The organism is Streptantibioticus cattleyicolor NRRL 8057 = DSM 46488, from assembly GCF_000240165.1.
Lineage (GTDB): Bacteria > Actinomycetota > Actinomycetes > Streptomycetales > Streptomycetaceae > Streptantibioticus > Streptantibioticus cattleyicolor.
This window is the reverse complement of record NC_017586.1, coordinates 713,317-739,005: the sequence shown is the minus strand read 5'-3', so window position 1 is coordinate 739,005 and position 25,689 is coordinate 713,317. Positions and strand designations below refer to the sequence as shown.

General features: G+C 71.9%; 29 protein-coding genes. 13 read left to right on the top strand and 16 right to left on the bottom strand.

From position 1 onward, the window contains the following. Nucleotides 1–17: 17 nt before the first annotated feature. The 4 genes from SCATT_RS02965 to SCATT_RS02950 all read right to left on the bottom strand — a co-directional run bounded on the left by SCATT_RS02965 (nt 18) and on the right by SCATT_RS02950 (nt 3,419). A complete protein-coding gene (locus SCATT_RS02965) occupies nt 18–647 on the bottom strand; it encodes a hypothetical protein (protein ID WP_014141432.1) in 630 nt (209 codons plus the stop codon). A gap of 529 nt (nt 648–1,176) precedes the next feature. Continuing rightward, nucleotides 1,177–1,971, bottom strand: coding sequence for a hypothetical protein (locus tag SCATT_RS02960; RefSeq protein ID WP_014627405.1), 795 nt, complete (start codon nt 1,969–1,971; stop codon nt 1,177–1,179). A 357-nt stretch (nt 1,972–2,328) separates the two neighbouring features. Then, nucleotides 2,329–3,093, bottom strand: a complete 765-nt coding sequence (locus SCATT_RS02955; RefSeq protein ID WP_014627404.1) for a hypothetical protein — start codon at nt 3,091–3,093, stop codon at nt 2,329–2,331. Further along, the gene (locus tag SCATT_RS02950) at nt 3,090–3,419 is read right to left on the bottom strand and encodes a hypothetical protein (RefSeq protein WP_014141429.1); all 330 of its coding nucleotides are present in this window, start codon (nt 3,417–3,419) and stop codon (nt 3,090–3,092) included. The genes SCATT_RS02955 and SCATT_RS02950 overlap by 4 nt, the downstream gene beginning before the upstream one ends. Nucleotides 3,420–3,550: 131 nt before the next feature. Between SCATT_RS02950 and SCATT_RS02945 the strand changes: the two genes are divergently transcribed. Both SCATT_RS02945 and SCATT_RS02940 read left to right on the top strand, forming a co-directional pair. Beyond that, on the top strand, nt 3,551–4,759 hold the full coding sequence (locus tag SCATT_RS02945) for a sensor histidine kinase (protein ID WP_231905033.1): 1,209 nt from the start codon (nt 3,551–3,553) through the stop codon (nt 4,757–4,759). Then, complete coding sequence (locus SCATT_RS02940; protein WP_014141427.1) at nt 4,756–5,454, top strand: response regulator; 699 nt, start codon at nt 4,756–4,758, stop codon at nt 5,452–5,454. The genes SCATT_RS02945 and SCATT_RS02940 overlap by 4 nt, the downstream gene beginning before the upstream one ends. A gap of 124 nt (nt 5,455–5,578) precedes the next feature. Here the strand turns inward: SCATT_RS02940 and SCATT_RS02935 are convergent, their stop codons facing one another. From SCATT_RS02935 to SCATT_RS40850, 5 genes are all read right to left on the bottom strand, one after another. Beyond that, nucleotides 5,579–6,184: a hypothetical protein gene (locus tag SCATT_RS02935; protein WP_014141426.1), complete on the bottom strand. Its 606-nt coding sequence runs from the start codon at nt 6,182–6,184 to the stop codon at nt 5,579–5,581. Between the two features lie 25 nt (nt 6,185–6,209). After that, the gene (locus SCATT_RS02930; RefSeq protein WP_014141425.1) at nt 6,210–7,310 is read right to left on the bottom strand and encodes a WXG100 family type VII secretion target; all 1,101 of its coding nucleotides are present in this window, start codon (nt 7,308–7,310) and stop codon (nt 6,210–6,212) included. Continuing rightward, a complete protein-coding gene (locus tag SCATT_RS02925; RefSeq protein WP_014141424.1) occupies nt 7,246–7,635 on the bottom strand; it encodes a WXG100 family type VII secretion target in 390 nt (129 codons plus the stop codon). Before SCATT_RS02925 ends, SCATT_RS02930 begins: the two co-directional genes overlap by 65 nt. 426 nt (nt 7,636–8,061) lie before the next feature. Next, nucleotides 8,062–8,706: a DUF6461 domain-containing protein gene (locus SCATT_RS02920; protein WP_014141423.1), complete on the bottom strand. Its 645-nt coding sequence runs from the start codon at nt 8,704–8,706 to the stop codon at nt 8,062–8,064. Between the two features lie 88 nt (nt 8,707–8,794). Further along, on the bottom strand, nt 8,795–9,316 hold the full coding sequence (locus SCATT_RS40850) for a NucA/NucB deoxyribonuclease domain-containing protein (protein ID WP_456114973.1): 522 nt from the start codon (nt 9,314–9,316) through the stop codon (nt 8,795–8,797). A gap of 223 nt (nt 9,317–9,539) precedes the next feature. Between SCATT_RS40850 and SCATT_RS02915 the strand changes: the two genes are divergently transcribed. After that, the gene (locus SCATT_RS02915) at nt 9,540–10,025 is read left to right on the top strand and encodes an HIT family protein (RefSeq protein WP_014141421.1); all 486 of its coding nucleotides are present in this window, start codon (nt 9,540–9,542) and stop codon (nt 10,023–10,025) included. A 262-nt stretch (nt 10,026–10,287) separates the two neighbouring features. Here SCATT_RS02915 and SCATT_RS02910 read toward each other — a convergent pair whose 3' ends face one another. The 4 genes from SCATT_RS02910 to SCATT_RS02895 all read right to left on the bottom strand — a co-directional run bounded on the left by SCATT_RS02910 (nt 10,288) and on the right by SCATT_RS02895 (nt 15,455). Next, nucleotides 10,288–11,085 (bottom strand): SDR family oxidoreductase, encoded by a 798-nt coding sequence (locus tag SCATT_RS02910; RefSeq protein WP_014141420.1) that lies wholly within the window; start codon nt 11,083–11,085, stop codon nt 10,288–10,290. A 120-nt stretch (nt 11,086–11,205) separates the two neighbouring features. Then, nucleotides 11,206–11,688, bottom strand: coding sequence for a DUF5709 domain-containing protein (locus SCATT_RS02905; protein ID WP_173405616.1), 483 nt, complete (start codon nt 11,686–11,688; stop codon nt 11,206–11,208). Between the two features lie 94 nt (nt 11,689–11,782). Beyond that, nucleotides 11,783–14,320 carry an ATP-dependent Clp protease ATP-binding subunit gene (locus tag SCATT_RS02900; protein ID WP_014627397.1) on the bottom strand — a complete coding sequence of 846 codons (2,538 nt, stop codon included), beginning with the start codon at nt 14,318–14,320 and terminating at the stop codon, nt 11,783–11,785. Between the two features lie 124 nt (nt 14,321–14,444). Beyond that, nucleotides 14,445–15,455 carry an SDR family oxidoreductase gene (locus tag SCATT_RS02895; protein ID WP_014141417.1) on the bottom strand — a complete coding sequence of 337 codons (1,011 nt, stop codon included), beginning with the start codon at nt 15,453–15,455 and terminating at the stop codon, nt 14,445–14,447. Between the two features lie 165 nt (nt 15,456–15,620). On the opposite strand from SCATT_RS02895, the gene SCATT_RS02890 reads away from it, so the two are divergent. The 5 genes from SCATT_RS02890 (at nt 15,621) to SCATT_RS02875 (ending at nt 17,884) form a co-directional block, all read left to right on the top strand. Next, nucleotides 15,621–15,827 (top strand): hypothetical protein, encoded by a 207-nt coding sequence (locus SCATT_RS02890; protein ID WP_014141416.1) that lies wholly within the window; start codon nt 15,621–15,623, stop codon nt 15,825–15,827. 81 nt (nt 15,828–15,908) lie between these two features. Beyond that, the gene (locus tag SCATT_RS02885; protein WP_014141415.1) at nt 15,909–16,754 is read left to right on the top strand and encodes a hypothetical protein; all 846 of its coding nucleotides are present in this window, start codon (nt 15,909–15,911) and stop codon (nt 16,752–16,754) included. Between the two features lie 37 nt (nt 16,755–16,791). Next, nucleotides 16,792–17,238, top strand: a complete 447-nt coding sequence (locus tag SCATT_RS02880; protein WP_322973104.1) for a TetR/AcrR family transcriptional regulator — start codon at nt 16,792–16,794, stop codon at nt 17,236–17,238. Beyond that, entirely contained in the window at nt 17,205–17,501 is a 297-nt protein-coding gene (locus SCATT_RS40550) for a hypothetical protein (protein WP_014627394.1), read from the top strand. Before SCATT_RS02880 ends, SCATT_RS40550 begins: the two co-directional genes overlap by 34 nt. After that, nucleotides 17,498–17,884 carry a VOC family protein gene (locus SCATT_RS02875; RefSeq protein WP_014141413.1) on the top strand — a complete coding sequence of 129 codons (387 nt, stop codon included), beginning with the start codon at nt 17,498–17,500 and terminating at the stop codon, nt 17,882–17,884. Before SCATT_RS40550 ends, SCATT_RS02875 begins: the two co-directional genes overlap by 4 nt. Nucleotides 17,885–17,891: 7 nt before the next feature. On the opposite strand, the gene SCATT_RS02870 is transcribed toward SCATT_RS02875, so the two are convergent. After that, nucleotides 17,892–18,383, bottom strand: a complete 492-nt coding sequence (locus tag SCATT_RS02870) for a YbaK/EbsC family protein (protein ID WP_014141412.1) — start codon at nt 18,381–18,383, stop codon at nt 17,892–17,894. A 130-nt stretch (nt 18,384–18,513) separates the two neighbouring features. Here SCATT_RS02870 and SCATT_RS02865 point away from each other — a divergent pair, with 130 nt between their 5' ends. Further along, on the top strand, nt 18,514–19,026 hold the full coding sequence (locus SCATT_RS02865; protein WP_014141411.1) for a helix-turn-helix domain-containing protein: 513 nt from the start codon (nt 18,514–18,516) through the stop codon (nt 19,024–19,026). On the opposite strand, the gene SCATT_RS02860 is transcribed toward SCATT_RS02865, so the two are convergent. After that, entirely contained in the window at nt 19,007–20,098 is a 1,092-nt protein-coding gene (locus tag SCATT_RS02860; protein ID WP_014141410.1) for a carboxylate-amine ligase, read from the bottom strand. The two genes, SCATT_RS02865 and SCATT_RS02860, sit on opposite strands and share 20 nt — an antisense overlap. Before the next feature lie 518 nt (nt 20,099–20,616). Beyond that, nucleotides 20,617–21,072, bottom strand: coding sequence for a DoxX family protein (locus SCATT_RS02855; RefSeq protein ID WP_014141409.1), 456 nt, complete (start codon nt 21,070–21,072; stop codon nt 20,617–20,619). A gap of 271 nt (nt 21,073–21,343) precedes the next feature. Here SCATT_RS02855 and SCATT_RS02850 point away from each other — a divergent pair, with 271 nt between their 5' ends. The 4 genes from SCATT_RS02850 (at nt 21,344) to SCATT_RS35945 (ending at nt 25,618) form a co-directional block, all read left to right on the top strand. Continuing rightward, nucleotides 21,344–21,613, top strand: coding sequence for a DUF1876 domain-containing protein (locus SCATT_RS02850; protein ID WP_014141408.1), 270 nt, complete (start codon nt 21,344–21,346; stop codon nt 21,611–21,613). A 25-nt stretch (nt 21,614–21,638) separates the two neighbouring features. Then, nucleotides 21,639–22,505 (top strand): universal stress protein, encoded by an 867-nt coding sequence (locus tag SCATT_RS02845; RefSeq protein WP_014141407.1) that lies wholly within the window; start codon nt 21,639–21,641, stop codon nt 22,503–22,505. An 83-nt stretch (nt 22,506–22,588) separates the two neighbouring features. Next, nucleotides 22,589–22,738 carry a hypothetical protein gene (locus SCATT_RS38455; RefSeq protein WP_157894807.1) on the top strand — a complete coding sequence of 50 codons (150 nt, stop codon included), beginning with the start codon at nt 22,589–22,591 and terminating at the stop codon, nt 22,736–22,738. Between the two features lie 2,388 nt (nt 22,739–25,126). Further along, nucleotides 25,127–25,618, top strand: coding sequence for a hypothetical protein (locus SCATT_RS35945; protein WP_014141404.1), 492 nt, complete (start codon nt 25,127–25,129; stop codon nt 25,616–25,618). Nucleotides 25,619–25,689: the final 71 nt, after the last annotated feature.

Sequence of the window (25,689 nt, the reverse complement as noted above, 5' to 3'; positions counted from 1 at the left end):
CCGCGAGGTTTGGTGTCTCAGTGGGTCCAGCCTCCCCAGGCGTCGGGGCTGCACGAGGCCCAGGCGAGGGGCGGGGCCCAGGTGACGTACAGGTAGGCCCAGTATCCGCAGGCGTCGTTGACCAGGTAGGAGATCGCGTCGGTGCTGCCGTTGATCGCGTCACCGATGACGCCGGCCATGGTGTTCCACGGTGGCGGCAGGTAGTTGCTGACGATGGTCGCCAGGCCGCCGGTGGTGATCACGCCTGCGGCCAGCCAGTTGCGCAGGCACGGGTTGAGGCCGAGGCGTAGGCCCTGGGGGATGAAGGCGTTCATCAGCAGGGCCGGCGCGATCTCGGCGCGGCAGTGCCTGGGTGCGTTGGCCGGGGCGGGCACCTCGATGGTGGCCAGGGTGTTGACCGTTGTCGGCGTGGCCGGTGACGCGGTGCCGGCGCTGCCCTGTTCCGCGGCCGTGGCGGAGGTGTCGCCGGGGGCGGCGTTGCGGGTGTAGGCGACGGTGCGGACCGCGGTCCGGTGCTGGGGGGCGGCCACGGTCAAGGCGCCGGTGGTACGCAAGGTCACGGCGGTGACGGCGAGGGCGAGGGTGATCGCCACAGCGGTCACCGTCCGCCAGGACAACCGCCGCAGCCACCTGATCGGTTTCGACACAGCAGGACTCCTTCTTCCCGGAGAGCCGGCAGGAAGCCCGGCCGCCCGAACGGGGCCCGCGGACCCGGGGACGGGCGTGCACAGGCACTCCCGCACCGGGCCGGCGCCGGCCCGGTGCGGGCAGTACCTCAGTGATAGGAGCCAGGCGGTTGTCCATCCAGAGCTGAACGTTCACCACCGTTGTTCACCGAGCGGCCGACCTCGGTGAACAACGGTGCTTGGGGGCCGAACCCGCTGCTCGCGCACCGCCCCGCACGGACGGTCCGCCAGGCCGACATCCCCGCGCGCCGAGGTGATCCCGATGGACTTGGTTCGTGCCCTGGGCAGCGGAAGCGGACCGACACCAGCGCGGGGACAGCCAGGGGACGCCAAGGAGCGCAAGCCCCGCCGACTCACGCCCGCCCGGCCGGTCCCGGGTACGGTGCGGTGGCCGCTGCCCGTCCCGGCGCAGCAGTCCCCGGACTTCCCACGGACCCCGGTCCTCCCTGCGGACGGCACCCGCGGCCTGGACCGCGGGCCATGGTCCGGCCTACTCCAGGTTGTCGCCGGTCAGCGTGTCCCCGGCGACGGGCGCGTGAACGGCGGCGCGCAGCGCGCCGATGGACGGGTCGCTGACCGAGACGAACAGCCGGTACGGCGGTTGCCCGATGAGGGTGTTGTGGGCATCGACCGGTCCGGAGAGCCCCTCCACGACGTGACCGGCGTCGGTGCCGGGGCACACGGCCGCCAGCGGCAGGTTCAGGTCGGCGGTCACCTTGCCTCTGGAACGGACGTCCAGCCGGTGGTCGGGGCCCGTGGTCGCGCCGTGCAGGGTCACCGGGAGCCCGTGCGCACCGGCGACCAGCCCGTGCGGGCCCTCGATCTCCACGGCCACCCCCTGCGCCCCGATCGGCTGCGCCAGACTGAGCGCCCGTGACGGGCCGGGGCTCAGCCCGAACGAGATCGAGAACGTCCACTGGTGCCGGTACGGTCCGCTCTCGCCCAGGGGGTCGTCCCCGCCCCCGTACGACAGCAGTGCCAACTGCGGACCTGGCACCTGACGACCGCTCAACGCGGCGGCCGCCGCGGCGTGCGCGCCGGGCGGAACCGGGAAGAAGTGGTACCCCTTGGCCCCGCAGTGGTTCCCGTCCGACATGCCACCGCCCGGCAACGGCACACCGCGCAGCACACCCGTGCCCATCGGCCCCGGGGCGAGCCTGTCCGGCCCGCCCCACGCTCCCAACGGCGCCTGCGCCCGGCTCCCCCACGGCCACGACAACACGAGCAGGACGCCGGCCACGGCGACCACGATCCACGGCACAGCTCTGCCTACCCGCCGATTCATCCCGCCCCTCCTGCGCCCCACAGCCGCCGCGCAGGCTATCGGACGGGAGCGCGCGTGCCTGCGGGGAGGGGGCATCAGGCCGGGGGGAGGACCTTCGCCTACGAGCGCTCACTGCGGCCGACCGCGCGGCCCACGTGCCGAACGTGCCCGGAACAACCCCGAGATATCAGTAAGACACGTTCGCTGAACCCTACGTACCAGAACGTGTCTTACGCCTCCTGGCCACCCCGGACAACGACGGTGCGCAGCGCAGCCCGATGCTGAAGACGGGCACCGGGCTGCACGACGCCGGCGTCGCGAAGGCGTGGTCCTGCCCGCGCCGGATGGGGCCCGGGCAGGGCCGCCCCTGGGCCTCGATCAAGTGCGCGCGGGGGTCTCAGCCGGCGGACGTCGTGGGGTCAGGCGTCCAGGTGACGCCCGGTGGATGCCCAGACCGATGAAGCCGACCCAGACCAGAGTGATCAGGCCGACGAGGGCATCAGCACCCCACCCGTTGATGGCGTAGAAGTGGGTGGCGTCCATGCCGAAGTAGAGCGACGGGATGGCCAGCAGGTTGATGACTCCGACGACGATGGCACCGCGCAGGGTCCACCGTGGCACCATCGGTGACGCGGCTGTCCCGCGATGCTGCGCGGCACGGGCGAACCCGAGGAAGAACATCGCGATCCACAGGTGTGCGATCGGACCATGGGCCAACGCCATGGCGGCCGCCAAAGGGCCGTCCGTGGTCGGGTCCATCCCCCGGTCCGGGAAGGCCAGGGGAGTACCGGCTTCGAGCGAGGCGGCGAAGAGGATCACCGCGACGTAGGTGAGCAGCGACACGATGGTGAGCTGGCCGACGATGGCGCGCCGACCCGTGTCGTCCCTGGGAAGCAGGCGTGCCAGAGCCACCCCGAACGCCGTCAGCACAGCCATGATCACCAGCGTCAGCAGGCTACGCGTCAGGACGTTCCACTGCGGGGGTGGTCCCGAGTAGACGAAGTACAAGGCCACCATCGGCACCGAGAGGGCACCCACTGCCATGCCCGTCCGGCCGGCGAACGTGGTGGTGGGCAGGTCCGATGCGCCGGCTGCGGGACGAGACGAGGCAGACAGGTTCTGCGTGGTCGATGGCGTGGTCACAATGTCTCCCGGGTGACGTCGTGAGTACGGAGGTTGCCGGTCCGGAGACTGTGCGATGAACCGGCGCGTGGCCACTGGTCGCGGACGTGGTCCACGGACAGCAGCGCAGCGTTGACGAGGAGGGCGCTGCCGGGCGTCCACAGCCACCACGGACCGTCGAGACGAGTGCGGAAGATGCCCATCAGCAGCCAGACGATGATCTGCACGGCGGTCGCGAAGGCGGCCATCGTGGTGACCGCGAAGCGGATCCGGGTCGTGGAGCGCTGATCGGTCGGGTCCAGCCCGAGCAGCGTCATCAGGTATCGGCGAGGACCTGTGGTGTTCATGTCCTCAACCATGTCGGCCGGCCAACGCGCCGGACGTCTGCCGATCGGGACCGATCGAGTCCACGAACGGCCGACAGCTTCTACGACTTTCGTTGACTGCTTCGCCGGGTCCGGCGGTCTAGGGTGGCCCGGTGACGTCTCCTCCCCTCGCAGTCGCCGGCGGCCGCAACGACGAGATACCGGTGCGTCGAGGGCCGTGGATCGAGCGCGGCCGGTCGGCGTTGCTTGTTCTCTCCTCGTTCGCCGGTGGACTCGCCATGCTGTTCCTGGTCCTCGAGCAACGCCCGGGAGGAGGGTGGCGCGTCCTCGACATCTGCGTGGGCGCCGTCGCGAGTCTCGTGCTGCTGCTCCGTTACCGTGCTCCGGTCGTGATCGGTCTGCTGCTGGCGGTCGCTGGGGCGTTCTGCGCAACCGCCGGTGTAGCCAACTACGTGGCGCTGTTCGCCGTGGCACGCAGCAGGCGTATCGAGCAGGCGTTCGTCGTAGCGCTGGCCGATATCGCCGGCGCCCTGGTCTTCTGGCTGCTGTATCCGGCCAACTCCGCGCTGAGCCTCACGGTGGTGGTCAACACCGCGATCGCACTCGCCGTCGTGGCCTGGGGCGCGCTGCGGCAGAAGCAGCAGGACCTGGTCGCGGTCTACCGGGACAGAGCAGCCCGTATCGAGCGCGAGCGAGAGCAGCGCGCGGAACAGATCCAGATGGCCGAGCGCGCCAGAATCGCCCGGGACATGCACGACTCGGTCGCGCACTACATCTCGCTGATCGCGCTCTACGCCGGCGGGCTCGCGGTCGCCGGGGACAACGCCAAGAACGTCGGCACAACAGCCGCGACGATCCGCACGACCGCGATCAGCGCACTCGACGAGCTGCGCACTGTGATCGGCATGCTGCGCGACGGCATCGTCGTGACACCGCAAAGCTCCGAGCACGGGCACACCGTCGCGGGATTGATCGACGAAGCCAGACAAGCCGGTCAGTTGATCGTCGCGCGCCTTGATCCGCCCGACAACAGCGGCAACACCGGCAGCACGGCCCCGTTGCGGGAACCTCCGAACGCCGAGCACATCTACCGCGTCGTGCAAGAGGGGCTGACCAACGCGCGCAAGCACGCCCCTGGCGCACTGGTAACGGTGAACGTTCGCCGCGAGGGCGGTGATGCCCTCATCACGATCACCAACCCGATCGAAGAAACCGAGTCGGCGTTGCCCGGAACCGGCGCCGGGCTGAGCGGTCTCGTCGAACGGATCGCCACCGTGGGAGGGGTCGTTGAACACGAGGTCGTCGACCGCGGTGAGAACACCCACGAGTTCCGACTGTCCGCGCGAGTGCCCCTGCGATGACCAGCTCTCCACCTCCCAGCAGCACCCCCGGCGGCGCACCCACGTCGGTGCTCGTCGTCGACGACGACGCGATGGTCCGCGCCGGGTTGTCGATGGTCCTGTCGGTGGACCCCACCATCACTGTCGTCGCCGAGGCACCCGGCGGAGCCGAGGCCGTCATCGCGGCGACGCGGCACCGCCCCGATGTCGTGCTGATGGACCTGCAGATGCCGGAGATGAACGGTGTCGAGGCCACCCGCCGTGTCCGTGCGGCGGTGCCGTCGGTCGCGGTTTTGATGCTGACCACCTTCCACCTGGACACACACGTCCTCGACGCATTGCGGGCCGGCGCGAGCGGATATCTACTCAAAGATGTCGCGCCGCAAGAGCTCTGCCACGCGATTCATCTCGCCGCCTCTGGGGAATCCGCGTTCTCAGCAACGATCACCCGCCAACTCGTGGCACGCCACACGCGCACAGCCAACGACTCCGCCACCGCCAAAGCCCGGCAGACATTGGCGGCGCTCACCGATCGAGAACGCGCCGTCGCCGAGGCTGTCGCCGAAGGTGCCTCCAACGCGACAATCGCGAAGGCACTCTTCATGAGCGAAGGCACAGTCAAGACGCACATCTCCCGCGCCCTCACGAAGACCGGCTTGGACAACCGGGTCCAGCTGGCACTCATGGTCTTCCAGGCACAGCAGAACTCCTGGTAGTGCTTCGTTACGCCGGGTGATCTGCGCTGGTGCTGGGCGGTTTCGGTCACTGCGGATTGTGCCGGGAGTGGGACGCGCCGTGCGCTTCCTCGTTCGCGCTGTTGGCAGGCCGAGCCCTGAGGGGTCACGGGTTGCTGAGGAGGTCGGCGATGGAGTTCAGCCGCTCGGCGAGGGCCAGGATCTGGGTGAGGGGCCGGCGGCCGAAGCGCCAGCCGATGAGGCGGTTGTTGTCGGTACGCCAGCCGAAGGCAGGGGTGCGCATCAGGGACCGGAGCTGGAGGGTGTACACCGCGTCGGCGAAGGCGGGGTCGGTGCTGCACCGGTGTATGCGGTCGTTCGGGCCCTGCAGAGGCAGGACTGTTACGGTGCCCGCCGGGCACGGCAGGGCGGGCCGGGACCAGTTCTTGGTGAAGTAGGCGAGTCCGCTGTGGGTGAATGCCGTGGCGGGCAGAACCAGGTCCAGTTCCAGTACTGCCACGCCGAACACGCGGGCATGCTCCCCGGATGGCGCACCTCCGGTACGGACCCAGGCACCGAGGTGGAAGAGGCTGACGGGTCGGCCGCTGGCGAGACGGCCCCGGGCGAGGTTGCGTATGAAGTTGCCCCTCGGCCCGAGGCTGAACGGGTAGCCGCCCCGGTCGAACTCCGCGAGGTAGTCCCGTGCTTTGCGCTGAAAGGTCCAGGCGGGATCGTCGCGGAACTGTCTGATGCTTTTGCGGACTTCGAACATCTCGGGGCTTCTCCTGCTATGGGGGTCAGTTCTCGAGTTCGGACTCGATGGCGTTGCCCGCCGCGTAGAGGGCTCCGTCGATCCCGATCTCCTTGCCGGCGTGGAACGTCGGGGTGGGGGCGTCGGCGCGGTGCCTGCCCTCGCCGGGTTCGTAGAGCCTCTCCCCGCTCTCGTTCGCCAGGCCGGCGGCGCCGCCGGTCAGGAAGCTGGTCGCCATGTCCTTGGGGATGTCGGAGGCCTGCTTGCCGCCCTGGCCGGTGAGGACATCGAGGCCGGTCGCGGCGCCCTGCCCGGCGGCGCTGGTGGTCGCGCCGACGGTGGCGTTGCCCAGCCAGCCCTCACCGCTGAGCACCGACACGATCTTCGAGCCGGGCCCCCACGCCTCGTCCGCCGCGTGCGCGCCGGTGTCGACCGACCAGTCGGCAACTTTGCCTCCCACCGCGGCGAGACCGGACTGCCCGGCGGTTCCGGCCACCCCGGCGACGGCGGCGTCCTGCAGATCCTGCCCCCAGGTTACCTTCTGCCCGGTCGTCAACTGCCCGCCGACGTTGCCGATGAAGTTGGCATCAAGATTCTTGCCGAAGGTGAAAGCGAACTTGAGCAGTCTGCTGCCTTCCATCGCGTCCTTGACCCTTTCCATGACCTCCGCGACCTTGATCAGCAGCTGGCCGAGCCGGGCCACCTCACCGGCCGCCTCGGCAACCTCGGCCTCGGCGGCACCGGCTGCGACGGCGTCGGAGAAACCAGCCGTCAGCACCGACAGGCCGATGCCGATGAGCGCGGTAGTGGCGACCTCCTCCACGACGTGGTGCACCGCGGCGTTCGCCTTGGCGATGGCCTCAGCCGCGGAGTCCAGCTGCCCGGCGACCGTCTCGAAATGCGGCAGCACCTCCTCGACCTGCCTGCGGGTGTGCGACCAGTGGGAGTCGAAGGCATCAGCGGCCTCCCCGGTCCAGGCCGCCCGCATCCGGGCGACCTCCGCGTCCTGCGCTTCGACGATGCCCTTCAGATCCCGGGCCATCTCCCGCCACGCCTGTGCACAGGCGCGCAGCACCGACGGGTCACCGCCGGGGTTGAACAGGTTCCAGCTCTTTTGGATGGGAGGCTGCTCCGGAGGCGTCGACACGATCAGGCACCCCCCCGAGCCGCTGGGCGTTGGCCTGGTCGACGGCCTGGTAGTCGGTCACGGTCTGCCGCAGGCCGGTGGCGTACTGGTCGAGCGCGTGAACCAGGCTGCGCAGCGCGGTGACGGTGGACTGAGTCATCCGCACGTACGCGGCGAGGGCGTCGGTGGACTGCGACATCACCCCGAAGGCATCGTCGACGTTCTCCGCCCCGGACGCGAACGCCTGAACCTTCCCACCCAACTGCCGGCCGGAACTGCTGAAGTCGTCTGCGAGGGCAGTGACCCGCCCCGGCTCTATGAAGAAATGTTCCGACGATGCCGCCACGGACTCCCCCAAGGACACACTGCGATCCCGAAAACGCCGACCAGAAGATCCTACGCATCCGGATCCGGGCAGCCTCACGCCCGGCGCAACGCGGACTTCGCTACAGGAGAGCGCGCAGCCGGTGGGCTCCGTCGGACCTCCCCGCAGACCGGCGTTCCGGGCACGACGGCGACCGAGACATCGAGGACGGCACGGGTGAGATCACCGTGGATCCCGGCACACCGACGGTACCGTGCCGCCGCGGAGGCGCTGGAGTGGGCCCGGCGGCCTTGCCACGAGGGCGCTGTGCGGCGTCGAGACGGGCTGTGGAGGCGTTCGCGGCGGGCACCTGCCGCCAGTGGGAAGCCACTGTAGGGGAACGAGCAGCGCGGTCGAGCAATGCGCGGTTCGAGGCACTGCTGCCGAGCGGCTATCGCCGTCTGGCTGTCAGGTCTCGTCCGGGGCGATGGTGCCCAGGAAACGGCCAAGTCCTCGGTGGCTGACCGGCGTCGGGGGCTCGGGGCGAGCAGCGGGAAGCCGAGCGGGCGGGAAGGCTGTCAGGAGCGGCCCTTCGATGGCCTGTGACGTCAGCCGGTGGCGGGTGTGCACGCTGATCGAGTCGAGCACGGCAACAAGGCGGAGACCGTCGGGTCCTGCTGCCAAGCGGCGCTCGACATCCTCCCTGAAAGGGCTCACGTCGGCGGAAGGAGGCGTCGTGGTCGGGTTTCCCGGTTCGAAGGCATCGGCCTGTCGGCCATCGCGCCAGTGATGGAAGTAGTTCGGGCTGCCATACAGAACGCAGAGTGTTTCGCCGTGGCGGGAAAGGGCGCGAAGGACGTCGTCCTCGATGCCTCGGGTGCCGAAGGTCTCGAAGCAGAACGTCCAGTGGCCCAGGCTCCCGAGCCGCAGTACGGAGCCGTCATGGCCGTCGGGCGGGACGGCTTCCCCCTCGGTGAGCAGCTGGGCCTCGGCCAGGTCGGCGCCGTAGCAGCGCAGGACCGTGTCGATGGCGGACCTCTCCACGAAGGTGAGGCAGAAGGAGGGGTGGTTGTCGTTGAGAAGCCAGTCCCACGTGTCGTGTTCTGCGGTCACGGAATCCACTCCTCAGCATGGGCCGAGTGTCGGGCGGGGCGACCAGCAAGGTCAGTATCTCCGCTGGCCGCCCCGCCGCAGCACTACGTCACTTTGTGTTCGTCACGGTGTACTTTTCGGTGTCCAGGACACGTTCGCCTTGTTCCGCGGCAGCGGGACGTGGCCGCGGACGCAGTGCTCGTGCCCGGTGACGGGCTTGTGGGGGGTTGGCCTCGTAGATCTGCCGGACTCCCCGCTCGAGGAGCGGGACGATGTCGGCGCACAGGGCCCCGTTGCGTCCGCCCTCGTAGGTGCGGGCGAAAGGGTACTCGTCGCACGAGTCGTCCTTGACGCGTGATGTCGGGATGAACGGGTCGGTGCTCTTGGCACCGCAGGTTCGTTCGCGGTTGGCATGGGCCCCTGATGCGCTGGTGACGGGGTCGATGACCGGCAGAACGGCGGCAGGGCGAGTTGGCAACAGCCGGCACGTCGTCGACGCCGCCCGCCGCCGCAGCGAGTAGACCCGCGCCGAAGCCGTCCCGGCTCTCCGCACCCTCGACACGGCCGGGGAGCCAGAGTCAGGTTCGAGACCGTCGCGAAACGCGTCGGAGTGTCCCGGTCGTGGCTCCATACCCAGCCGGACCTGCGCGCGGCGATCGAGCGACTGCGGGCAGCGCACCTCCGGGAACCCAGGTCAGCGATTCCCACACTCAACGCACATCCGACGCTTCCTTGTTGTGACGCCTCGAAGCCGCCAACGCACGCATCCGGCGGTTCGCCGAGGAGAATTGAAGTAGGCGGGAAGGGTGGGGAGTGAGGAGCAGGTCTTGATCACCCATGGGTAGGCTCGGGCCGTGACCGGTGACTGGCGGGTGGACAGGATCGGGGCTGCTCTGCGGGGCGAGAACCCGACCGTGTTGCGGCGGCTTGAGTCTGGCTTCGCGGTGATCGGCGACGTTCAGTTTCTGCCCGGGTACTCAGTTCTCCTCACGGACGAGCCGGGTGTTCAACGGCTGTCCGACCTGCCCAGGGCCAAGCGGCTGTCGTTTCTGTCCGGCATGGACCAGCTCGCAGAAGCGGTCGAGCGGGCCTGCCGAGGGCTGGACCCCGGCTTCCGCAGGGTCAACCTGGAGATCCTCGGCAACAAGGACCCGTTCTTGCATGCCCATGTCTGGCCGCGGTTCGAGTGGGAGCCGGCCGAGTTGGCAGGCAAGCCGGTGTGGCTGTATCCCCGCGACCGGTGGGATGACGAGCGGTTCGAACTCGGCCCGCAGCACGATGTGCTGCGGGATGCTATCGGCAGCGAACTGGACCGGCTGCGGTCGACGACCTGCCCCTGACGGTGATCAGCAGAACGACCCGCCACCGGCCTGAGCGTGCAAGCGCCCCGGGGAGCAACCCCCGCGGGCGCGGGGACGACGCGTGATCAGTGTGAAGGGCTGCCGCAACGTCGGGCTCTGAAAAACCGGCACTCACGGCGCGGACACGGCCGGCCCTCCGAGCCGACAACACGGCCGCTGGGACGGTGCGGGGCGGCGACTGCTGCAACCACCAGCCGGGACCGGTGCGCCAGCCCCGAGACCGGCTCCTGGCGGACACGGACTACGGACGGCGCCAGTCGTCCTCGCGCAGGTGCGACCCGGCCATCGGCCCCATCCGCAGCATGCCGCCGTCCACCACCCAGGAGGCACCGGTGACGTACGCCGCCTCCGGGCCGGCCAGGAAGGCGATCACCGCCGCGACCTCCCTGGCGTCGCCAGGTCGGCCGAGCGGGATCCCTGGACGCCGCTGCCCGTGCGGGTCGACGTCCTCCTGGCCGGTCATGGGCGTGGAGATCTCGCCGGGCGCCACCGCGTTGACGGTGATGCCGTGTTCCGCCAGTTCGAGCGCCATCACCTGGGTGAGCAGACCGAGGCCGCCCTTGGCCGCGCAGTAGGGGGCCGCGCCCACTCGCGGTTGGTGTTCGTGGACGCTGGTGACGTTGACGATCCGTCCGCCCCGCCCGGTCGCCGCCATCCGTCGTGCAGCGCGCTGTGCGCACAGGAACGGGCCGGTCAGGTCGACGTCGAGCACCGAGCGGAAGGTGTCGTGGTCCAGTTCGAGGAAGGGCGTCGAGGTGCCGGTGCCCGCGCAGTTGACCAGGACGTCGACGCCGCCGAGTTCGTCGGCCAGTTCGTCGACGACCGCGGCCTGGGCGGGCAGCCGGGTCAGGTCGAGCGGGCGCACCGCGGCGGTGCCGCCGTTCTCCCGTACCTCCGCCGCCGTCCGCTCCGCCCCGGCCTCGTCGGTGTGGTACGTGACGCCGACGTCGAACCCGTCGGCCGCCAGGCGGACCGCGGTGGCCCGGCCGATACCGGAGTCGGACCCGGTCACCAGCGCCACCGGCCGGCGAGTGTTCATCGTGGGGAACCTTTCGGGTCGAGGGGTGGACCGCTCACCGCGCTGCCCGGCGCCGTGCCCGAGGTCGCTGCCGGGGCCGGTGTGCACCGGGTGGGCCACGGCGCGTGGGGCTCCGACGCGTCAGCCGCGGTCCTCGCCGCGTTCCGGGTCGTCCGTGACGTGCACCGCGGCCTCCTCCGCGGAGGCGGCGCCGCCGGCGATCCCGGTGTCCGAGGCGACCGTGTCGTCCACCTCGGACTGCGGCCGGGGCACGCCCCGGTCGGCGCCGAGGAGACGGCCCGCGCGCCGGTCGCCGGCCTCCGGGTCCACCGGTTCGCCGTCACCGTCGGCCAGGTCGCCGATGCCGTTGCCGAGTGGCGCGGCGACGTCCGGCTCCTCCTCGCTCAGCCGCTGGTCCAGGGTCTCGCCGTGGCGCTGTTCGGTGGCCGTGGTGCCGGTCCTCTCCACCGCGAGCGGACGTTCGGGCGGGGAGTAGCCCTCGTCCAGCGCGGGGTCGATCCCGCGATCGTCGAGGGTGTCCTCGGGATCCATCAGTCCGGCGTCGTCCTGCACCTCGGAGTCGTCCGGCTGGTACACCTCGTCGCCCATCAGCTCGTCCGACATCACACCCGCCTCCCAACGGTGGTCGTTCGGCCTGCGTACCGCCTGCCCGCGCGGCCCCGGCGCACACCTGCGCGCGCCGCGCGTGCCGCCGTCATCAGCCCCGGCCGGTACGGAACGCCGGCCGGTCGTCCTCGACCTCCACCCGCACCCGCGAGCCGGAGGGCACCTTGCCGTCCAGCAGCAACCGCGACAGCGGCCGGTCGATCTCGCGCTGGATGGTGCGGCGCAGCGGCCGGGCACCGTACTCGGGCTGGTGGCCGCGGCGGGCCAGCCAGTCCACCGCCGCCGGGGAGAAGTCCACCGCCACCCCCTGGGCGTGCAGCCGCCGCCGGGTCTCCTCCAGCAGCAGATCGGTGATCTGCCGCAGCTGGTCGTCGGTGAGCCGGCGGAAGACCACGATCTCGTCGATGCGGTTGAGGAACTCCGGGCGGAAGTGCTGCCGCAGCGGGCGCAGCGTCCGCTCCCTCTCCTCGTCGTCGCCGCCGGCCCCCGCGCCGAAGCCCAGCGCCGGACCGCCGGCCGTCTCCGAACCGAGGTTGCTGGTCATCACCACGACCGTGTTCTTGAAGTCGACGGTACGGCCCTGCGCGTCGGTCAGCCGTCCGTCGTCCAGCACCTGGAGCAGGGTGTTGAAGACATCGGGGTGGGCTTTTTCCACCTCGTCCAGCAGCACCAGCGAGTAGGGGTGGCGGCGGACCGCCTCGGTGAGCTGTCCGGCCTCGTCGTGGCCGACGTAACCGGGCGGGGCGCCCACCAGCCGGCTGACCGTGTGGCGTTCCTGGTATTCGCTCATGTCCAGCCGCACCATCCGGTCCTCGCTGCCGAAGAGCGCCTCGGCCAGCGCCCGGGCCAGCTCGGTCTTGCCCACCCCGGTGGGGCCGAGGAACAGGAAGCTGCCGATCGGACGGTTGGGGTCGGCCAGTCCGGCCCGGGAACGCAGCACCGCGTCGGCGACCGCGGTGACCGCCTCGTCCTGCCCGATCACCCGCTGGTGCAGATGCTCCTCCAGGCCCAGCAGCCGGTCGCGCTCCTCCTCGGTGAGGCTCTTGACCGGGATGCCGGTCTGCCGGGAGACCACCTCGGCGATGTCCTCCGCGGTGACCTCGACCACCTTCCCGTCGCCGTGCTCCTCGCCCTGGCTGCCTTCCCGGGCCGCGTCGATCCGGCGGTTCAGCTCGGTGATCCGGTCGCGCAGCTCGGTGGCCCGCTCGTAGGACTCGGCCGCCACCGCCTGGTCCTTGTCCCGGGTCAGCTGCTCCAACTGCCGCTCCAGCGCCCGCACATCGGTGCCCTTGGTGTGGGTACGCAACTGCACCCGGGCGCCGGCCTGGTCCATCAGGTCGATGGCCTTGTCGGGCAGGAAGCGGTCGGTGAGGTAGCGATCGGACAGCTCCACCGCGGCCACCAGCGCCTGGTCGGTGTAGCGCACCTGGTGGTGGGCCTCGTACCGGTCGGACAGGCCGCGCAGGATCTCCAGGGTGTCGGCGGTGGTCGGCTCGGGCACCAGGATGGGCTGGAACCGGCGGGCCAGCGCCGCGTCCTTCTCGATGTAGCGCCGGTACTCCTCCAGCGTGGTGGCCCCGATGACGTGCAGCTCGCCACGGGAGAGCGGCGGCTTGAGGATGTTGCCGGCGTCCATCGAGCCGCCCTCGGTGCCCCCGCCACCGGCGCCCACCACGGTGTGCAGCTCGTCGATGAAGACGATCACCTCACCGGAGTGCGTCCGGATCTCCTCGACGATCCCGTTGAGCCGCTCCTCGAAGTCACCGCGGTAACGGGTGCCGGCCACCACACCGGACAGGTCCAGGGAGACCACCCGGCGGCCCAGCAGGGTGTCGGGCACCTCGCCGTCGGCGATGCGCTGGGCCAGCCCCTCGACGATGGCGGTCTTGCCGACGCCGGCGTCCCCGATGAGCACCGGGTTGTTCTTGCCGCGCCGGGAGAGCACCTCGATGGTCTGCTCGATCTCCTCCTCGCGGCCGATCACCGGGTCGATCCGGCCGGCCCGGGCCAGCTCGGTCAGGTCCCGGCCGAACCGGTCGAGGTTGGGCGTGTCGTGCCGGGGCGCGGGTGCGCCGGCCTCGCCGCCCGGCCAGCCGGCGCCCTGCGGGGGCTGCCCCGGCGGGCCCGGCCGGGCACCGCGCGCGTCGAAGTGGGCGGAGCCCAGGATGTGCCCGGCCGCCGAGTCGGGGTTGGCCGCCAGCGCCCGCAGCACGTGCTCGGGCCCGATGTACGAGGAGCCGGCGGACCGGGCCAGGTCGGCGGCGTCCAGCAGTGCTCGCTTGACCGCCGGGGTGACGGCCAGCGAGTCCTTCGGCGGCCCGGCCCCGGCCCGGCTGTCGATGTCGGCGGCGATCCGGTCCGGGTCGGCGCCCGAGCGCGCCACCAGACTGCGGGTGGGCTCGGTGGTCAGCGCCGCGCGCAGCAGATGCTCGGTGTCCAGGTCACTGCTGCCGTGCTCGGCGGCGTAACTGGCGGCGTCGGCCACCAGTTGCCGGGCCGGCTCGCTCATCAGCCGTCCGATGTCGATCTGCCGTGATCCCGGCCGGGGCCCGCCGCCGAAGAAGCGTGCGAAGAACTCTCCGAACGGGTCCGGACCGTAGCCCTGCGGACCCATGAACCCGCTGCTCATATCCGTTTTCCGTTCCGGTGTCCCGGACGGACCGGGACACGCTCGGTAGGCGTCCTCGTTCCCGGACGCGGGTGCCCGGGGTTCACCCGGCCTAATCACGGCCGGCCCACGTCACGGGCGCCGGTCAGCGGCCCGGACACCTGCCGCGCACGGCGGCGGTCACCGCGACCGCCAGCCCCGCGGCGAGCGCCGGGACGGCCCACGGACGGCGGGCCAGCGCCTGCTGGAACGAGCGGCCGTGCGACCGGTCGTCGAAGACACCGTGCGCGCCGTGGTCGGTGCCGTCCTCGCCGTCCAGCGGCTGCCACAGGTTGTCCGGGCGCTGCGGATCGGCCTTGCGGGAGGTCTGCTGGGAGTCCACGCCGGTGCGGGCGACATAGCGGTCCAGCAGCGCGGGGGCGATCTTGTTGCCCAGGATGGTGGCCATCGCGGAGGCGCCCACCCAGCGCTCGCGGCGGCCGGGCCGGTCGGCGGCGAGCAGTACGCCGCGGGCGGCCACCTCGGGCTGGTAGATCGGCGGCACCGGCTGCGGTTCGTTCGGCAGCCGGGAGAGCACCCAGGAGAACTGCGGGGTGTTGACGGCCGGCATCTGCGCCACCGTGATCCGCACCCGGCTGCCGGAATGCATCAACTCGGTGCGCACCGAGGAGGTGAAGCCGTTGATCGCGGCCTTGGCGCCGCAGTACGCCGACTGCAACGGGATCGCCCGGTAGGCCATCGCCGAACCGACCTGCACCACGGTGCCCCGGTCGCGCGGCACCATCCGGGTCAGCGCCGCCCGCGTGCCGTTGACGAACCCCAGGTACGTCACCTCCGTCACCCGCGCGAACTCCTCCGGCGCGATCTCGGTGAACGGGGCGAAGACGGAGGTGAAGGCCACGTTGACCCACACGTCGATGGGGCCGAGCGCCTCCTCCACGGCGTCCGCCGCGGCCTCCACCTGGGCGGGGTCGGACATGTCGGTCACCACCGGCAGCGCGGTGCCCCCGGCCTCCTCGACCTCCCGGGCCGCCGCGTCCAGCCCGGCGCGCCCTCGGGCGAGCAGCCCCACGGCGGCGCCCCGCGCGCCGAACAGCCGGGCCGTCGCCCGCCCGATCCCCGCACTCGCCCCGGTGATCACCACGGTCTGGGTCATGGATCCACGCCTCTCTCGCCTCGTCACACCCGGGTCGGCGGCCGGGACCGGTGCGCCCGGCCGCCGACGTCGAACCAGGTAGCCCGCATCGCCCGGCCGAAACGGCCCCGGGCCGCCGGACGCCTCCGGCGTGCGCCCCGCCGCCGGTGGCCGCACGCTGGTGGCATGGCCGGACAGCCGCGGGTCGTGGTCCACCCGTACTCCGGCGGCGGGCGCCGGGTGACGATCGACGGCGAGCCGGTGGGCGTCGCCGCCTCGCCGGTGGACGTGGTGGAGTTCCTGCGCCGCGCCGGGCTCGATCCGGACGACGTGGCGCTGGAGGACGCCTCGCTCATCGAGTGGCGTGGCGGCGGGCCCGACGTGTGGGGGTGAGACGCGGCCCCGGCGGCCGGATGTCTTCGGTTGCGTTGTCTCGCTGAGCAGGGCGGCGGTGCGGTGGCCAGAGCCTGGACGGTGCGGTGGTGGCGGCGGCTGCGCCGCGCCTGGCACCGCTCACGCCTGGGGCGCTTCTGGGAGCACGGCACCGAACTGGAGCTGCTGCACCGCGCGATGGGGTTCGCCGCCCTCGGCCTGGTCACCCTGGCGCCGCTGCTCATCGTGGTGGCGGCGGCCGATCCGCTCAACCGGCGCGGGTTCGCGCTGTGGGTGGTGGACGGCATGGGGCTCTCCGGCCGCCCGGCCGACGCGGTGGAGCGGCTGTTCTCCGCGCCCCGTCAAGTGCTCAGCGCCACCAGTGCCTTCAGCGTGCTGGCCCTGGGGCTGTTCGGCCTGGCCTTCGGGGCGAGCGTGCAGAGCGGCTACGAACGCATCTGGGGCCTGGCGGCGGGCCCGTGGCACAAGGTGTGGCGGCAGGCGGTGTGGCTCGCCGCGCTCGCCGCGTACCTGTACGCCGAGGTGCAGAGCGGGGCGGTGCTCGGCGGCGGCTGGTGGCAGGGGGCGGTGCGGATCACGCTCACCGTGGTGTTCGGCGTCGCCTTCTTCTGGTGGGGGCAGAGCTTCCTGCTCGGCGGGCGGATCCCGTGGCGGGCGCTGCTGCCGGGGGCGGTGGCGACCATGGCCGGGCTGGTCGGGCTGCGTGGCTTCTCCGCGCTGGTCTTCTCCCCGCTGATCGTCAGCAACGCGGTCACCTACGGCTCGGTGGGCGCCGTCCTGGTGGTGCAGTCCTGGCTGATCGGTGTGGGGTACGTGGTCTTCGGCGGCGCGCTGCTCGGCCACCACGTCCATGAGCGCCACCGGCCGGGCGGCGGGCCCCGCCCGCCCCGCGGCGGTGGCCGGCTCCCGCCCGAGGCCGGCGGATGATTTGACGGAGTGAGTGCTCACTCCGCATGCTGGACACATGACAGACACCCCGACCCGGCGGCGCGCGCCGGGCATGAGCGCCGAGGAGCGCCGGGCGATGATCGTCGCGGCGGCGCTGCCGCTGATCGCCGAGTACGGCGCCGCCGTCACCACCGCCCGCATCGCCCGCGCCGCGGGCATCGGCGAGGCCACCGTCTTCCGGGTCTTCAAGGACAAGGACGACGTGCTGGACGCCTGCCTGGCCACCGCCACCGACCCCGCCCACGTCCTGCGGGAGCTGGCCGCGATCCCGCTGGACGAACCCCTGGCCGACCGGCTCGTCCAGGCCGCCGAGGCGATGTGGGCCCACCTGGCACGCCTCGGCGCCGTCGTCGGCACCCTGCACGCCTCCGGACACCGCGGCGGGAACGGGGGGCGCGCAAGCCCGATCCGGGGCGCCGGGAAGCCGCCATGGCCGCCCTGCGGGACGGCGTCGCCGAGCTGATCGAACCGGACCGCGCCGCGCTGCGCTGCGATCCCGGCAAGCTGGCCGCGCTCTTCGTCGGCACCCTCTTCGTCCACCGCCACCCGGCCGGCGACGGCGCCGAGATCAGCGCCGCCGAGCTGGTCGACGTGCTCCTCCACGGCGCCCTGTCCGACCCCGGCGCCCTGTCCGACCCCGGCACTCTGTCCGACCCCGGCGCCCGGTCCGACCCCGGCACTCCGCCCGAACCCGGCACCCGGCCCGAATCCGGAGGCACCCGATGACCGTCACCCTCAACCACACCATCGTGCCCGCCGCCGACAACCGCGAGGCGGCCCGCTTCCTCGCCTCGGTACTCGGCCTGGAACTGCTCGCGCCGGCCGGCCCCGACGGGCGCTTCGCCCCGGTGCGGGTCAACGACACCCTCACCCTGGACTTCCTCACCGTGCCCCACCCCGAGGGCCACCACCTCGCCTTCGACGTCGACCCGGCCACCTTCGACCGCGTCCTCGGCCGGCTGCGCGAGACCCGTACCCCGTACGGCAGCGACCCGGGCCACCCCGACAACGGCCGCACCGACCACCGCTTCGCCGCCCGCGGCCTGTACTTCCGGGACCGCAGCGGCAACCTCTACGAGGTCATGTCACCGGAGCGATCCGGCAATTGACGTTGTGTCAGCTGTCCACCGGCAGCACGGTGCCCCCGGTGATCGCGGCGAGTTCGGCGGCCGTGGTGGGGAAGACGGTGTGCGGGGTGCCGGCCGCGGCCCAGACGCGCGGGTAGTCGGCGAGCGCCTCGTCGACCACGGTGCGCAGCGGCTGGGGGTGGCCGACCGGGGCCACCCCGCCGATCGCCTGGCCGGTGGCGTCCCGCACCTCCTGCGCGGTCGCCCGGCGCAGCACGTCGTGGCCCAGCCGGGCGGCGAGGGCCGCGGTGTCCACCCGGTGCCGGCCACTGGTCAGCACCAGCACCGGCTCGTCGTCGGCGATGAACACCAGGCTGTTGGCGATGGCGCCCACCTCGCAGCCGAGCGCCTGGGCCGCCTCGGCCGCGGTGCGCGCGGAGTCGGCGAGTTCACGTACCGCGCCGGTGGCCCCGGCCGCCGCGAGGGCGTCGGCCACCTGGCGGCTGCGGGCGGGCAGTGAGGTGTGGGCGGGGGATTCCATGGCGCTCCTCGGCGTCGTGCGGCGTTCTGTATATGGAACGATCCGGTGTGTGAACGATAGGCACAACGGCAGCGGCCGATCAACCGACACCGGCGACGAGGGGCGACCGGGTGGCGAACTCGCCGCCCAGGTGGGCCGCCGCCTGAGGGAACTGCGCGAGGCACGGGGGCTGACGCTCTCCGCGGCGGCCCGGCGCTCCGGCCTCGGCAAGGGCACCCTCTCGGAACTGGAGAGCGGGCGCCGCAACCCCACCCTGGAGACGCTCTACGCGCTCACCACCGCGCTCGGCGTCCCGCTCAGCACCGCCCTGCGGCTCCCCGCCATCTCCGGCAGCGCGGTCGACGCGGTGCTCACCGAACGCTTCGAGGACCCCGCCGCCGTCACCGAGACCTACCGGATCCGCATCCGTTCCGGCACCGTCCAGGAGTCGGCCGCGCACGCCCCGGGCACCGAGGAACACCTCATCGTGCTCGCCGGCACCGCGCACGTCGGCGTGGCCGGCCGCCCGGCCGTGGTGGCCCCGGGCGGCCACGCGGCCTGGCCCGCCGACGTGCCGCACGTCTACGCCGCGCCCCACGGTGACGTGGAAGCCGTGCTGGTGGTGCGGTATCCGGCCGGCCCGGTCAGGACGTCTTCCCGGTGACCAGGTCCACCAGCGCCTTGGCGCCCCCGTCGCGCAACGCCTGACGCTGCCGCCGGGCGGCGCTGCCCTCACCGAGCAGCCGGTGCGCGGCGGCGGTGACCCGGGCCAGGTCGCGGTGGCGTTCCAGGGCGGCGGCGATGTGGTCGAGCAGCGCGGCCACCGCGTCCGCGGCGGGGACCTCCCGGCCACGCAGCGGGTCGACCAGCTCGCCCTCCAGGCCGTGGCGGGCGGCGTGCCAGCCGGCGGCACGCAGCAGTTCGTGCGGCACCCTGGGCGGCGGCCGGGTCTCCGCCTCCTCCCGCAGCGCGGTGGTGACCAGGCCCCGGGCGATGCCGGCGAACATCACCGCCTCGTCGACCCGCAACTGCACGTCCATCGCCCGGATCTCCAGCGTGGGGTGGCGGTCGGAGAGCCGGGCCTGCCAGTACAGCTGGGCCCGGCCCCGGATCAGCCCGGCCTCCAGCAGGGTCCGGGTGCGTTCCCGGTAGTCGTCGGCGTCGGTGAAGGCCGGCGGCGGCCCGCTGACCGGCCAGCGGGCGAAGGCGACCGTGCGCCAACTGGCGAAACCGGTGTCCCGTCCGTCCCACAGCGGCGAGTTGGCCCCCATGGCCACCAGCACCGGCAGCCACGGGCGCACCCGGTTGAGGGCGGCCACCCCGCGGCCCCGGTCGGGCACCGCGACGTGCACGTGCATGCCGTTGATCAGCTGGCCGTGGACGATCCGGGGCGTGTAGCCGGACAACGCCCGGTAGTACGCCTCGTCGGTGACCGGGATCGACCAGGCACCGGCGAACGGCGCCGTACCGCTGGCCGCGAGCCCGCACCCCGCCCCGTGCGCGGCGGCCCCCACGTCCCGGCGCAGCCGGGTCAGATGGGCGTCCACCTCCTCCAGGTCACGGCAGACCGGGGTCATCACCTCGACCTGGGCCCGCAGCATCTCGGGGGCGACCTCGTCGGCGGGGACCCCGTAGTGGTCGCGGGCGAGCGCGCGTACCTGCGCGGACTTCGGCAGGGCGGCACCGCTGTCCGCGTCCAGCAGCAGGTACTCCTCCTCGACGCCGACGGTGGTCATGCCGCGCCGGGGGACTCACCGTCCGGCCGGACCCCGGGCACCGCGCCGTGTGCGGGACCGGGTCGTCGCGCTGCCATCACACCACCGGACATCTGCTCCTCCTCGGATCGCGGGTGATCTGTCTTCGGCCGGTGTCCCGGGTCGTGCGGGTGAAGGGCCGTGCGGAGTGCGGGGGACCGTCGCGCGGTACGGCACCGTGCCAGGCGGCGGGGGAGCCGCGGTCGACGCGGCGTCGCCGGGGCCCGCCGGGGGCGCCGCATCACCGTAGCGCCGCCCTTTGCGGACCGGAACGGGTATGCGCGCGGAAATGGCCAGCGGGAATTGGCGCGAAGTGCCGTCGCCGGGAAGGCGGCGGGCTTGCCGGGCCGGGCGCCGCGGCCGTTCAGCGCCCCGGCCGCCCCGGTCTCCCGCCCGCCGGCCGGTCATGGTCGCCGGTTCCGGCCGGGCGGACGTTGGCGCGTTCGGCGGCGGGGCGCGGTGGCCGCCGGGACGGGGGAGTCTGCCGGGCGGGCTGCGGCTCAGCCGGCGCCGGCGGTCGCGCGGGGCGGACGGGTGCCCGCGGTGCGGCCGATGCGGGCGTGACCGAGCAGCCGGTCCAGCGAGTAGTGGCCGGGTCCGGTGACCGCGATGAGCAGGAACGCCCAGCAGAACAGCACGGCGGGCTCCCCGTGGTTCTCGATGGGCCACAGCGCGTGCGGCTGGTGGACGGAGAAGTAGGCGTACGCCATGGCGCCCGAGGAGACCAGCGCCGCGGGCCGGGTGAACAGCCCGACGGCCACCAGGGCGCCGCCGGCCAGTTCGATCAGCGCGGCCCACCAGCCGGGCCACTGCGGGAAGGCGGCCTGGCCGGCCTGCGCGCCGGGGAAGGCACCGAAGAGCCCGGCCGCGCCGTGGCAGGCGAAGAGCACCCCGGTCACCAAGCGGTACAGCCCGAGGACCGGAGCGCGCCAGCGCCCGGGGACGACGAAGCTCATTGCACACTCCTGTGGGGGGAAGGAAGGCGGGAGCCGTCGAGCGGAAGACACCCGGTGCGCGCCGGTGTGCCGCACCCGGGCGCCCTTCGGGGTACGTCCATTGAGGCACCGTGATGTGACCGCGTCAAGTATTGGTATGGACCAAACCCGGTTGGGACGGGAAACCGCGCCCGCCTCTGGCCGAACGGCCCGCCAGGTGATGTGCTGGAAGGGACATACACGCACGAAGCGGCTGTCGGCGGGCAGTCGCCCGAGCGACCGGGAGCCGGAGATGACCCACACCAGCGAGTGGAACGCCGATGTCTTCCTGGTGGAGGACGACGACGTCACCGAGGCCAAGGTGACCCTCCACACCCTCAACACCGCACTGACCGGGCACGGCGTCGCCCACCGCAACCCGCTCGACCCCCAGGTCCCGCGGATCGGCGACGAACTGGCCACCGGACGCGCCTTCGCCGACCTGGCCCGGCAACTGATCGGCACCGCACAGGAGGACATCGACGACAACGAGGAACTGCGCCGCTCCGCCCCGCCCCGGTGACCTGTGACCGAGGGTGGCGGCACCGATGGAGACCCGCCCCGTCGTCGTGGGCACCGACGGCTCCGCGCTCGGCACCGAGGCGGTCGACTGGGCCGCCGACGAGGCCGCCCGCCACCGCTGCCCGCTGCGGATCGTGTACGCCTCGCTGTGGGAACGGTACGAGGCACCCCCGGCGCCCGCGCCCGGCGAACGCGTCGCCGCGGACGCCGCCGAACGCGCCCGGGGCCGCCACGCCGGGCTGCCGGTCACCGCGGCCGTGGTGCCCGACGAGCCGGGCCGGGTGCTGGTCGCCGAGAGTGACGAGGCGCTGGCGGTGGTGGTCGGACAGCGCGGACGCGGGGAACTCGCCGCGCTGCTGCTGGGCTCGGTGAGCCTGCGGACGGCCGCGCACGCCCGCTGCCCGGTGATCGTGGTGCGCGGCACACCCCGCGCCCGTACCGGCGCCCACTGCTGGATCGCGCTGGCGGTGGCCGCCGGCGGAGGCTCCGACGCCGCCGTGGAGTTCGCCTTCCGGGAGGCGTCGGTACGCGGCTGCGGCATCGACGCGGTGCACGCCTGGCGCTGGCCGCAGGGCCCCGAACTGGTCACCGCGCCCGGCCCCGACACCGCCGCGGAACGGATCGCCCACGCCGAACGCGTGCTGGACGACGCCCTGGCCGGCCCGGCCGCCCGCCACCCCGGGATCCAGGTCCGCCGCGGCGCGGTGGAGGGCCCCGCCCGCAAGGCACTGCTGGAGGTCTCCGCCGCCTCCGACCTGCTCGTGATCGGCACCCTCCGCCACCCCCACCCCGGCCCCGGCCCCCAACTCGGCCCCGTCGTCCACGCCTTGCTCCACCACGCACCGTGCCCGGTGGCCGTGGTGCCCCAACCCGCTCGACCCGGGAGGGTGTGACGGCGCCCGAACGCCGTGGGACGATGGCGTCGCCGCTCCCCGGGCGGTGCCGAGCGGCCCTCACCGACCCCCTGGAGACCGGCGTGCGCGATGTGCTGTCGTCGGCCAACGCCGTGGTGTCGGTGGTCTCCGCCGTCTTCTGCGTGATCGCGGTGATCCGGCCGGAGACCCTGCTGCCTTCGCCCCGCCCCGCTTCTACGCCTCGTTCTACACGCTGTGCCAACTACCGCTGACCGCAGCGGTGTTGACCGCGATCATCATCGGGTCCGGGGTCGCCCTGTTCTTCCTGCTCGGGCCGGGCCTGCGGTAGCCCGACAACGTCACCCCGTCTTCGACCGGCGCCACGGGTCGTAGGTGTACCCGACCGCCTGTAGTGCGGGCTCCGTCGTTGCGGAGGAAAGCGCAGGTCAGGGAGGGGGTGTTGGTGACTGCGGTGACTGAAGCGTCGAGGCTTGCCCGCGTATTGCCCGCGCCCGCCGCGAGGGTCCCGCACGCCCACGGGCGGTCAGAACTTGCCCGCGTCCACCCCGAAACTGATGCTCGCTGACGGGTAATCAGAACTTGCCCGCGTATTGCCGGCGGGCAGCCGAAACTACCCGGTGGCAGCCGCCACTGGCCGGACTCGCCCCCGGCGGGGCGTCCGGCCGTGCGCTGCCGCGCTGACCAGGCCGAACCCTTTCCACCGGCGGCGACCTCACCCCGTCTTCGACCGGCGCCACGGGTCCCACGTATAACCCGCCGTCCCCCATTCGGCTTCCATTCTGGCGGATTGAATTGCAGGTCAGTGACGCTGTACTGATCACTGCGGCGTCCGAGGCGTTCAGGCTTGCCCGCGTATTGCCCGCGCTCCACAGCAAGGGCGGACTGACTCATTCACGGGCGATGCTGCCGGGAGCGGCAACCAAATCGGTGGCGCATGAAGTCCTACCGCGTTTAGACCCCGGCCGCGCATTGCTGGTGGTGATGAGGCAGCTCGACCAGCTCCGGGCGACGGGGTACCCCAAGGGAAGCCGTGAGGAGGCATGCTGGGGGAGCGTTGTTGTCCCGGTGTCTTGATGTCCTGGTGTCCCGCCCCAGGTCAGACGGGCCTCCGGGACACCAGGACAGGGAAGACACCCCCCATGTTTCAGCCCGAGCGACCGGCAGATCGCGCCGTGCTGTCAATGGGCCCGGCCGGGCCATGGATCAGTTCCAGCCATCTTTCGACAAGCTGGCCCATGGGTGACGGTGCCCCGGTCTGCACAGATCTGTCGAACGCGCGTGCTGGTCGCCGGGCCGCATGTGAGATGACGTGGTGACGGGTCCGGAGACCGGCTGACGGGTGGCACGCGCCCAAAGGCCCATCAAACTGCGGGGTACAGTACGGATGACGTTGATCGTTAACGGCTGAGGCGCTTGGGGCTGTTGTTTTGCCGAGAGTCGTGTCTACAATCGCCCTCAAGCCGGGGGTACACCCCGGCGCTTCCAACCTCCATCAGAGGTATGGGGCTCACCGTCTCCTGTCGCGTCTGGTCCGCGTCGGCAACGTAGGGGAAGCGCGACGGAGACGGTCCCTTGGGTAGAGCAGCGCACGACTACCTGTCGCACGCTTCATTTGCGGCCTGTGCAGCCCCCGACCACGGCAGCCTCCAGTCCGACCATCCATCCCGCGAGGAGCCCCATGGCGCAAGCGAGCGCTTTCGACAGTGACGACACTCCGCAGCCGGTGCACCCTCCTGAGCGCCTTGCCCCGGTAGTCAGCTTGACCGCTCGGCTCCAGGACCCGGCAGGCAAGACGGAGGCCGTTGAGGAGGTACCCGCAGATGTGCGGGCGACGATGGAGCACTGGCGGAAGGCGCTGGCGGGGGCTGGCCTTGACTTCACCACGCCTCGTCCGCCGGCGGAGGTGATGATGGCCATTGCGGACGGCCTTGAGCGCGTAGTGGGTGGATTGCTGTATGTCCGTCACGGTGGCGGTCCCCACGAGCTGCCACCGAACCCCACGGCTGGCATGGACGTGGACAGTGCCCGGCACTGGGTCAGCATCTTGCGGGGTATGGCCGCAGCCGCAGACACGGCACTGCGAAGCCAGCGCCAGCCGTAGAGGAGAGGCCTTACTCAGCGTCGGCCCGCCGGGGTGCCGTTGGCATCTTGGCGGGCCGTTCGCATAAACGGGCCGACGGGCCGCTTTTTGCTGATCAGGCCCCCAACGGGCTTGCGGCGGAAGCCGGTTGACAGAGGCGTATGGTGCCCGTTACACCTGTGGAGTTCTGGTGAAGGAGTGAACACAGAGGGTCACTGTGCAGCGGGGGTATCGGCGCAGTCTCTCGAATACCCCAAGAAATAGTAAAAACGTAGGATTCTCGGACAGATGGCCCATGGCTTGCATTTGCTCTCATAAGTGATCGTGCAAGGATGACGCCCGGCCCTCGGCCGGATAACCCCTCTGATCTCACCCGGCCGTGCATATGCCGCTGGCATGCGTGCGGCCGGGACACGCTTCCCGTTGGGGGACGAATATGGACCGACCTCCCGCGAGCGCCAGAAAGGCCCGTACGCGCGACGCGACTTCCTACATGCCGTACCAGGTGGCAGCTGACGACCACTGGCTCCGAGCCGGTTCCACCCGAGTGGCTGGCTCCATGGCGGTTCCGGACCGCCAGCCCACCGCGACCTCGCCGAGCACCCCGCTGAACCTCGACGTCTACGCGCTGGCTCAGGACTTCGACGCCGCGCTGGCCGATGTGGTGCGTCGGCATGGTGGTACTGAAAACGTTCCCACCGATCGCACCGCGCTCGCCGTCTACGCTGCGGACCTCGCGGCACGCGACCGCAAGGCGGCTGACGATCTGGATGTCGAAGAGCTTGTCGGTGCACTGCGGGCTGCGATGCTGATCGGCGAGGCTGACGGGATCCTCGGGCGGATCGCTTGTCCCAAGTGCCTGTGCTGGTCGCTGCTGCCGGTGCGGTGTGGCGGTCGGTGGCGAGCGGCCTGTCAGAACGTGCGGTGCGCTTACGATTCGGACCCCCGCTACTCAGACGATGATGCTCAAGGTCCCGGACGGAGCGGTCCTCGTACCTGGAGCCTGTATGCCATCGCGCGGCATCACGTTCGCCGTCGTCACGCGGCCTAACCCGTCCTACCCGACCCACACGCCGGCCTGTCGCCCCCACCGTCGGCCTGCCCTGCCACCGGAAGACACAT

Excerpts from the sequence above, each read along its gene's own strand:
- SCATT_RS02875 (WP_014141413.1), top strand. The coding sequence starts at position 17,498 with ATGACCGTCACCCTCAACCACACCATCGTGCCCGCCGCCGACAACCGC.
- SCATT_RS35945 (WP_014141404.1), top strand. The coding sequence starts at position 25,127 with ATGGCGGTTCCGGACCGCCAGCCCACCGCGACCTCGCCGAGCACCCCG.
- SCATT_RS02935 (WP_014141426.1), bottom strand. The coding sequence starts at position 6,184 with ATGTTCGAAGTCCGCAAAAGCATCAGACAGTTCCGCGACGATCCCGCC.
- SCATT_RS02900 (WP_014627397.1), bottom strand. The coding sequence starts at position 14,320 with ATGAGCAGCGGGTTCATGGGTCCGCAGGGCTACGGTCCGGACCCGTTC.
- SCATT_RS02905 (WP_173405616.1), bottom strand. The coding sequence starts at position 11,688 with ATGTCGGACGAGCTGATGGGCGACGAGGTGTACCAGCCGGACGACTCC.
- SCATT_RS02950 (WP_014141429.1), bottom strand. The coding sequence starts at position 3,419 with ATGAACACCACAGGTCCTCGCCGATACCTGATGACGCTGCTCGGGCTG.
- SCATT_RS02890 (WP_014141416.1), top strand. The coding sequence starts at position 15,621 with ATGGCCGGACAGCCGCGGGTCGTGGTCCACCCGTACTCCGGCGGCGGG.
- SCATT_RS02895 (WP_014141417.1), bottom strand. The coding sequence starts at position 15,455 with ATGACCCAGACCGTGGTGATCACCGGGGCGAGTGCGGGGATCGGGCGG.
- SCATT_RS40550 (WP_014627394.1), top strand. The coding sequence starts at position 17,205 with ATGGCCGCCCTGCGGGACGGCGTCGCCGAGCTGATCGAACCGGACCGC.
- SCATT_RS02860 (WP_014141410.1), bottom strand. The coding sequence starts at position 20,098 with ATGACCACCGTCGGCGTCGAGGAGGAGTACCTGCTGCTGGACGCGGAC.
- SCATT_RS02880 (WP_322973104.1), top strand. The coding sequence starts at position 16,792 with ATGACAGACACCCCGACCCGGCGGCGCGCGCCGGGCATGAGCGCCGAG.
- SCATT_RS02855 (WP_014141409.1), bottom strand. The coding sequence starts at position 21,072 with ATGAGCTTCGTCGTCCCCGGGCGCTGGCGCGCTCCGGTCCTCGGGCTG.
- SCATT_RS02940 (WP_014141427.1), top strand. The coding sequence starts at position 4,756 with ATGACCAGCTCTCCACCTCCCAGCAGCACCCCCGGCGGCGCACCCACG.
- SCATT_RS02850 (WP_014141408.1), top strand. The coding sequence starts at position 21,344 with ATGACCCACACCAGCGAGTGGAACGCCGATGTCTTCCTGGTGGAGGAC.
- SCATT_RS40850 (WP_456114973.1), bottom strand. The coding sequence starts at position 9,316 with ATGGAGCCACGACCGGGACACTCCGACGCGTTTCGCGACGGTCTCGAA.
- SCATT_RS02910 (WP_014141420.1), bottom strand. The coding sequence starts at position 11,085 with ATGAACACTCGCCGGCCGGTGGCGCTGGTGACCGGGTCCGACTCCGGT.
- SCATT_RS02845 (WP_014141407.1), top strand. The coding sequence starts at position 21,639 with ATGGAGACCCGCCCCGTCGTCGTGGGCACCGACGGCTCCGCGCTCGGC.
- SCATT_RS02870 (WP_014141412.1), bottom strand. The coding sequence starts at position 18,383 with ATGGAATCCCCCGCCCACACCTCACTGCCCGCCCGCAGCCGCCAGGTG.
- SCATT_RS02960 (WP_014627405.1), bottom strand. The coding sequence starts at position 1,971 with ATGAATCGGCGGGTAGGCAGAGCTGTGCCGTGGATCGTGGTCGCCGTG.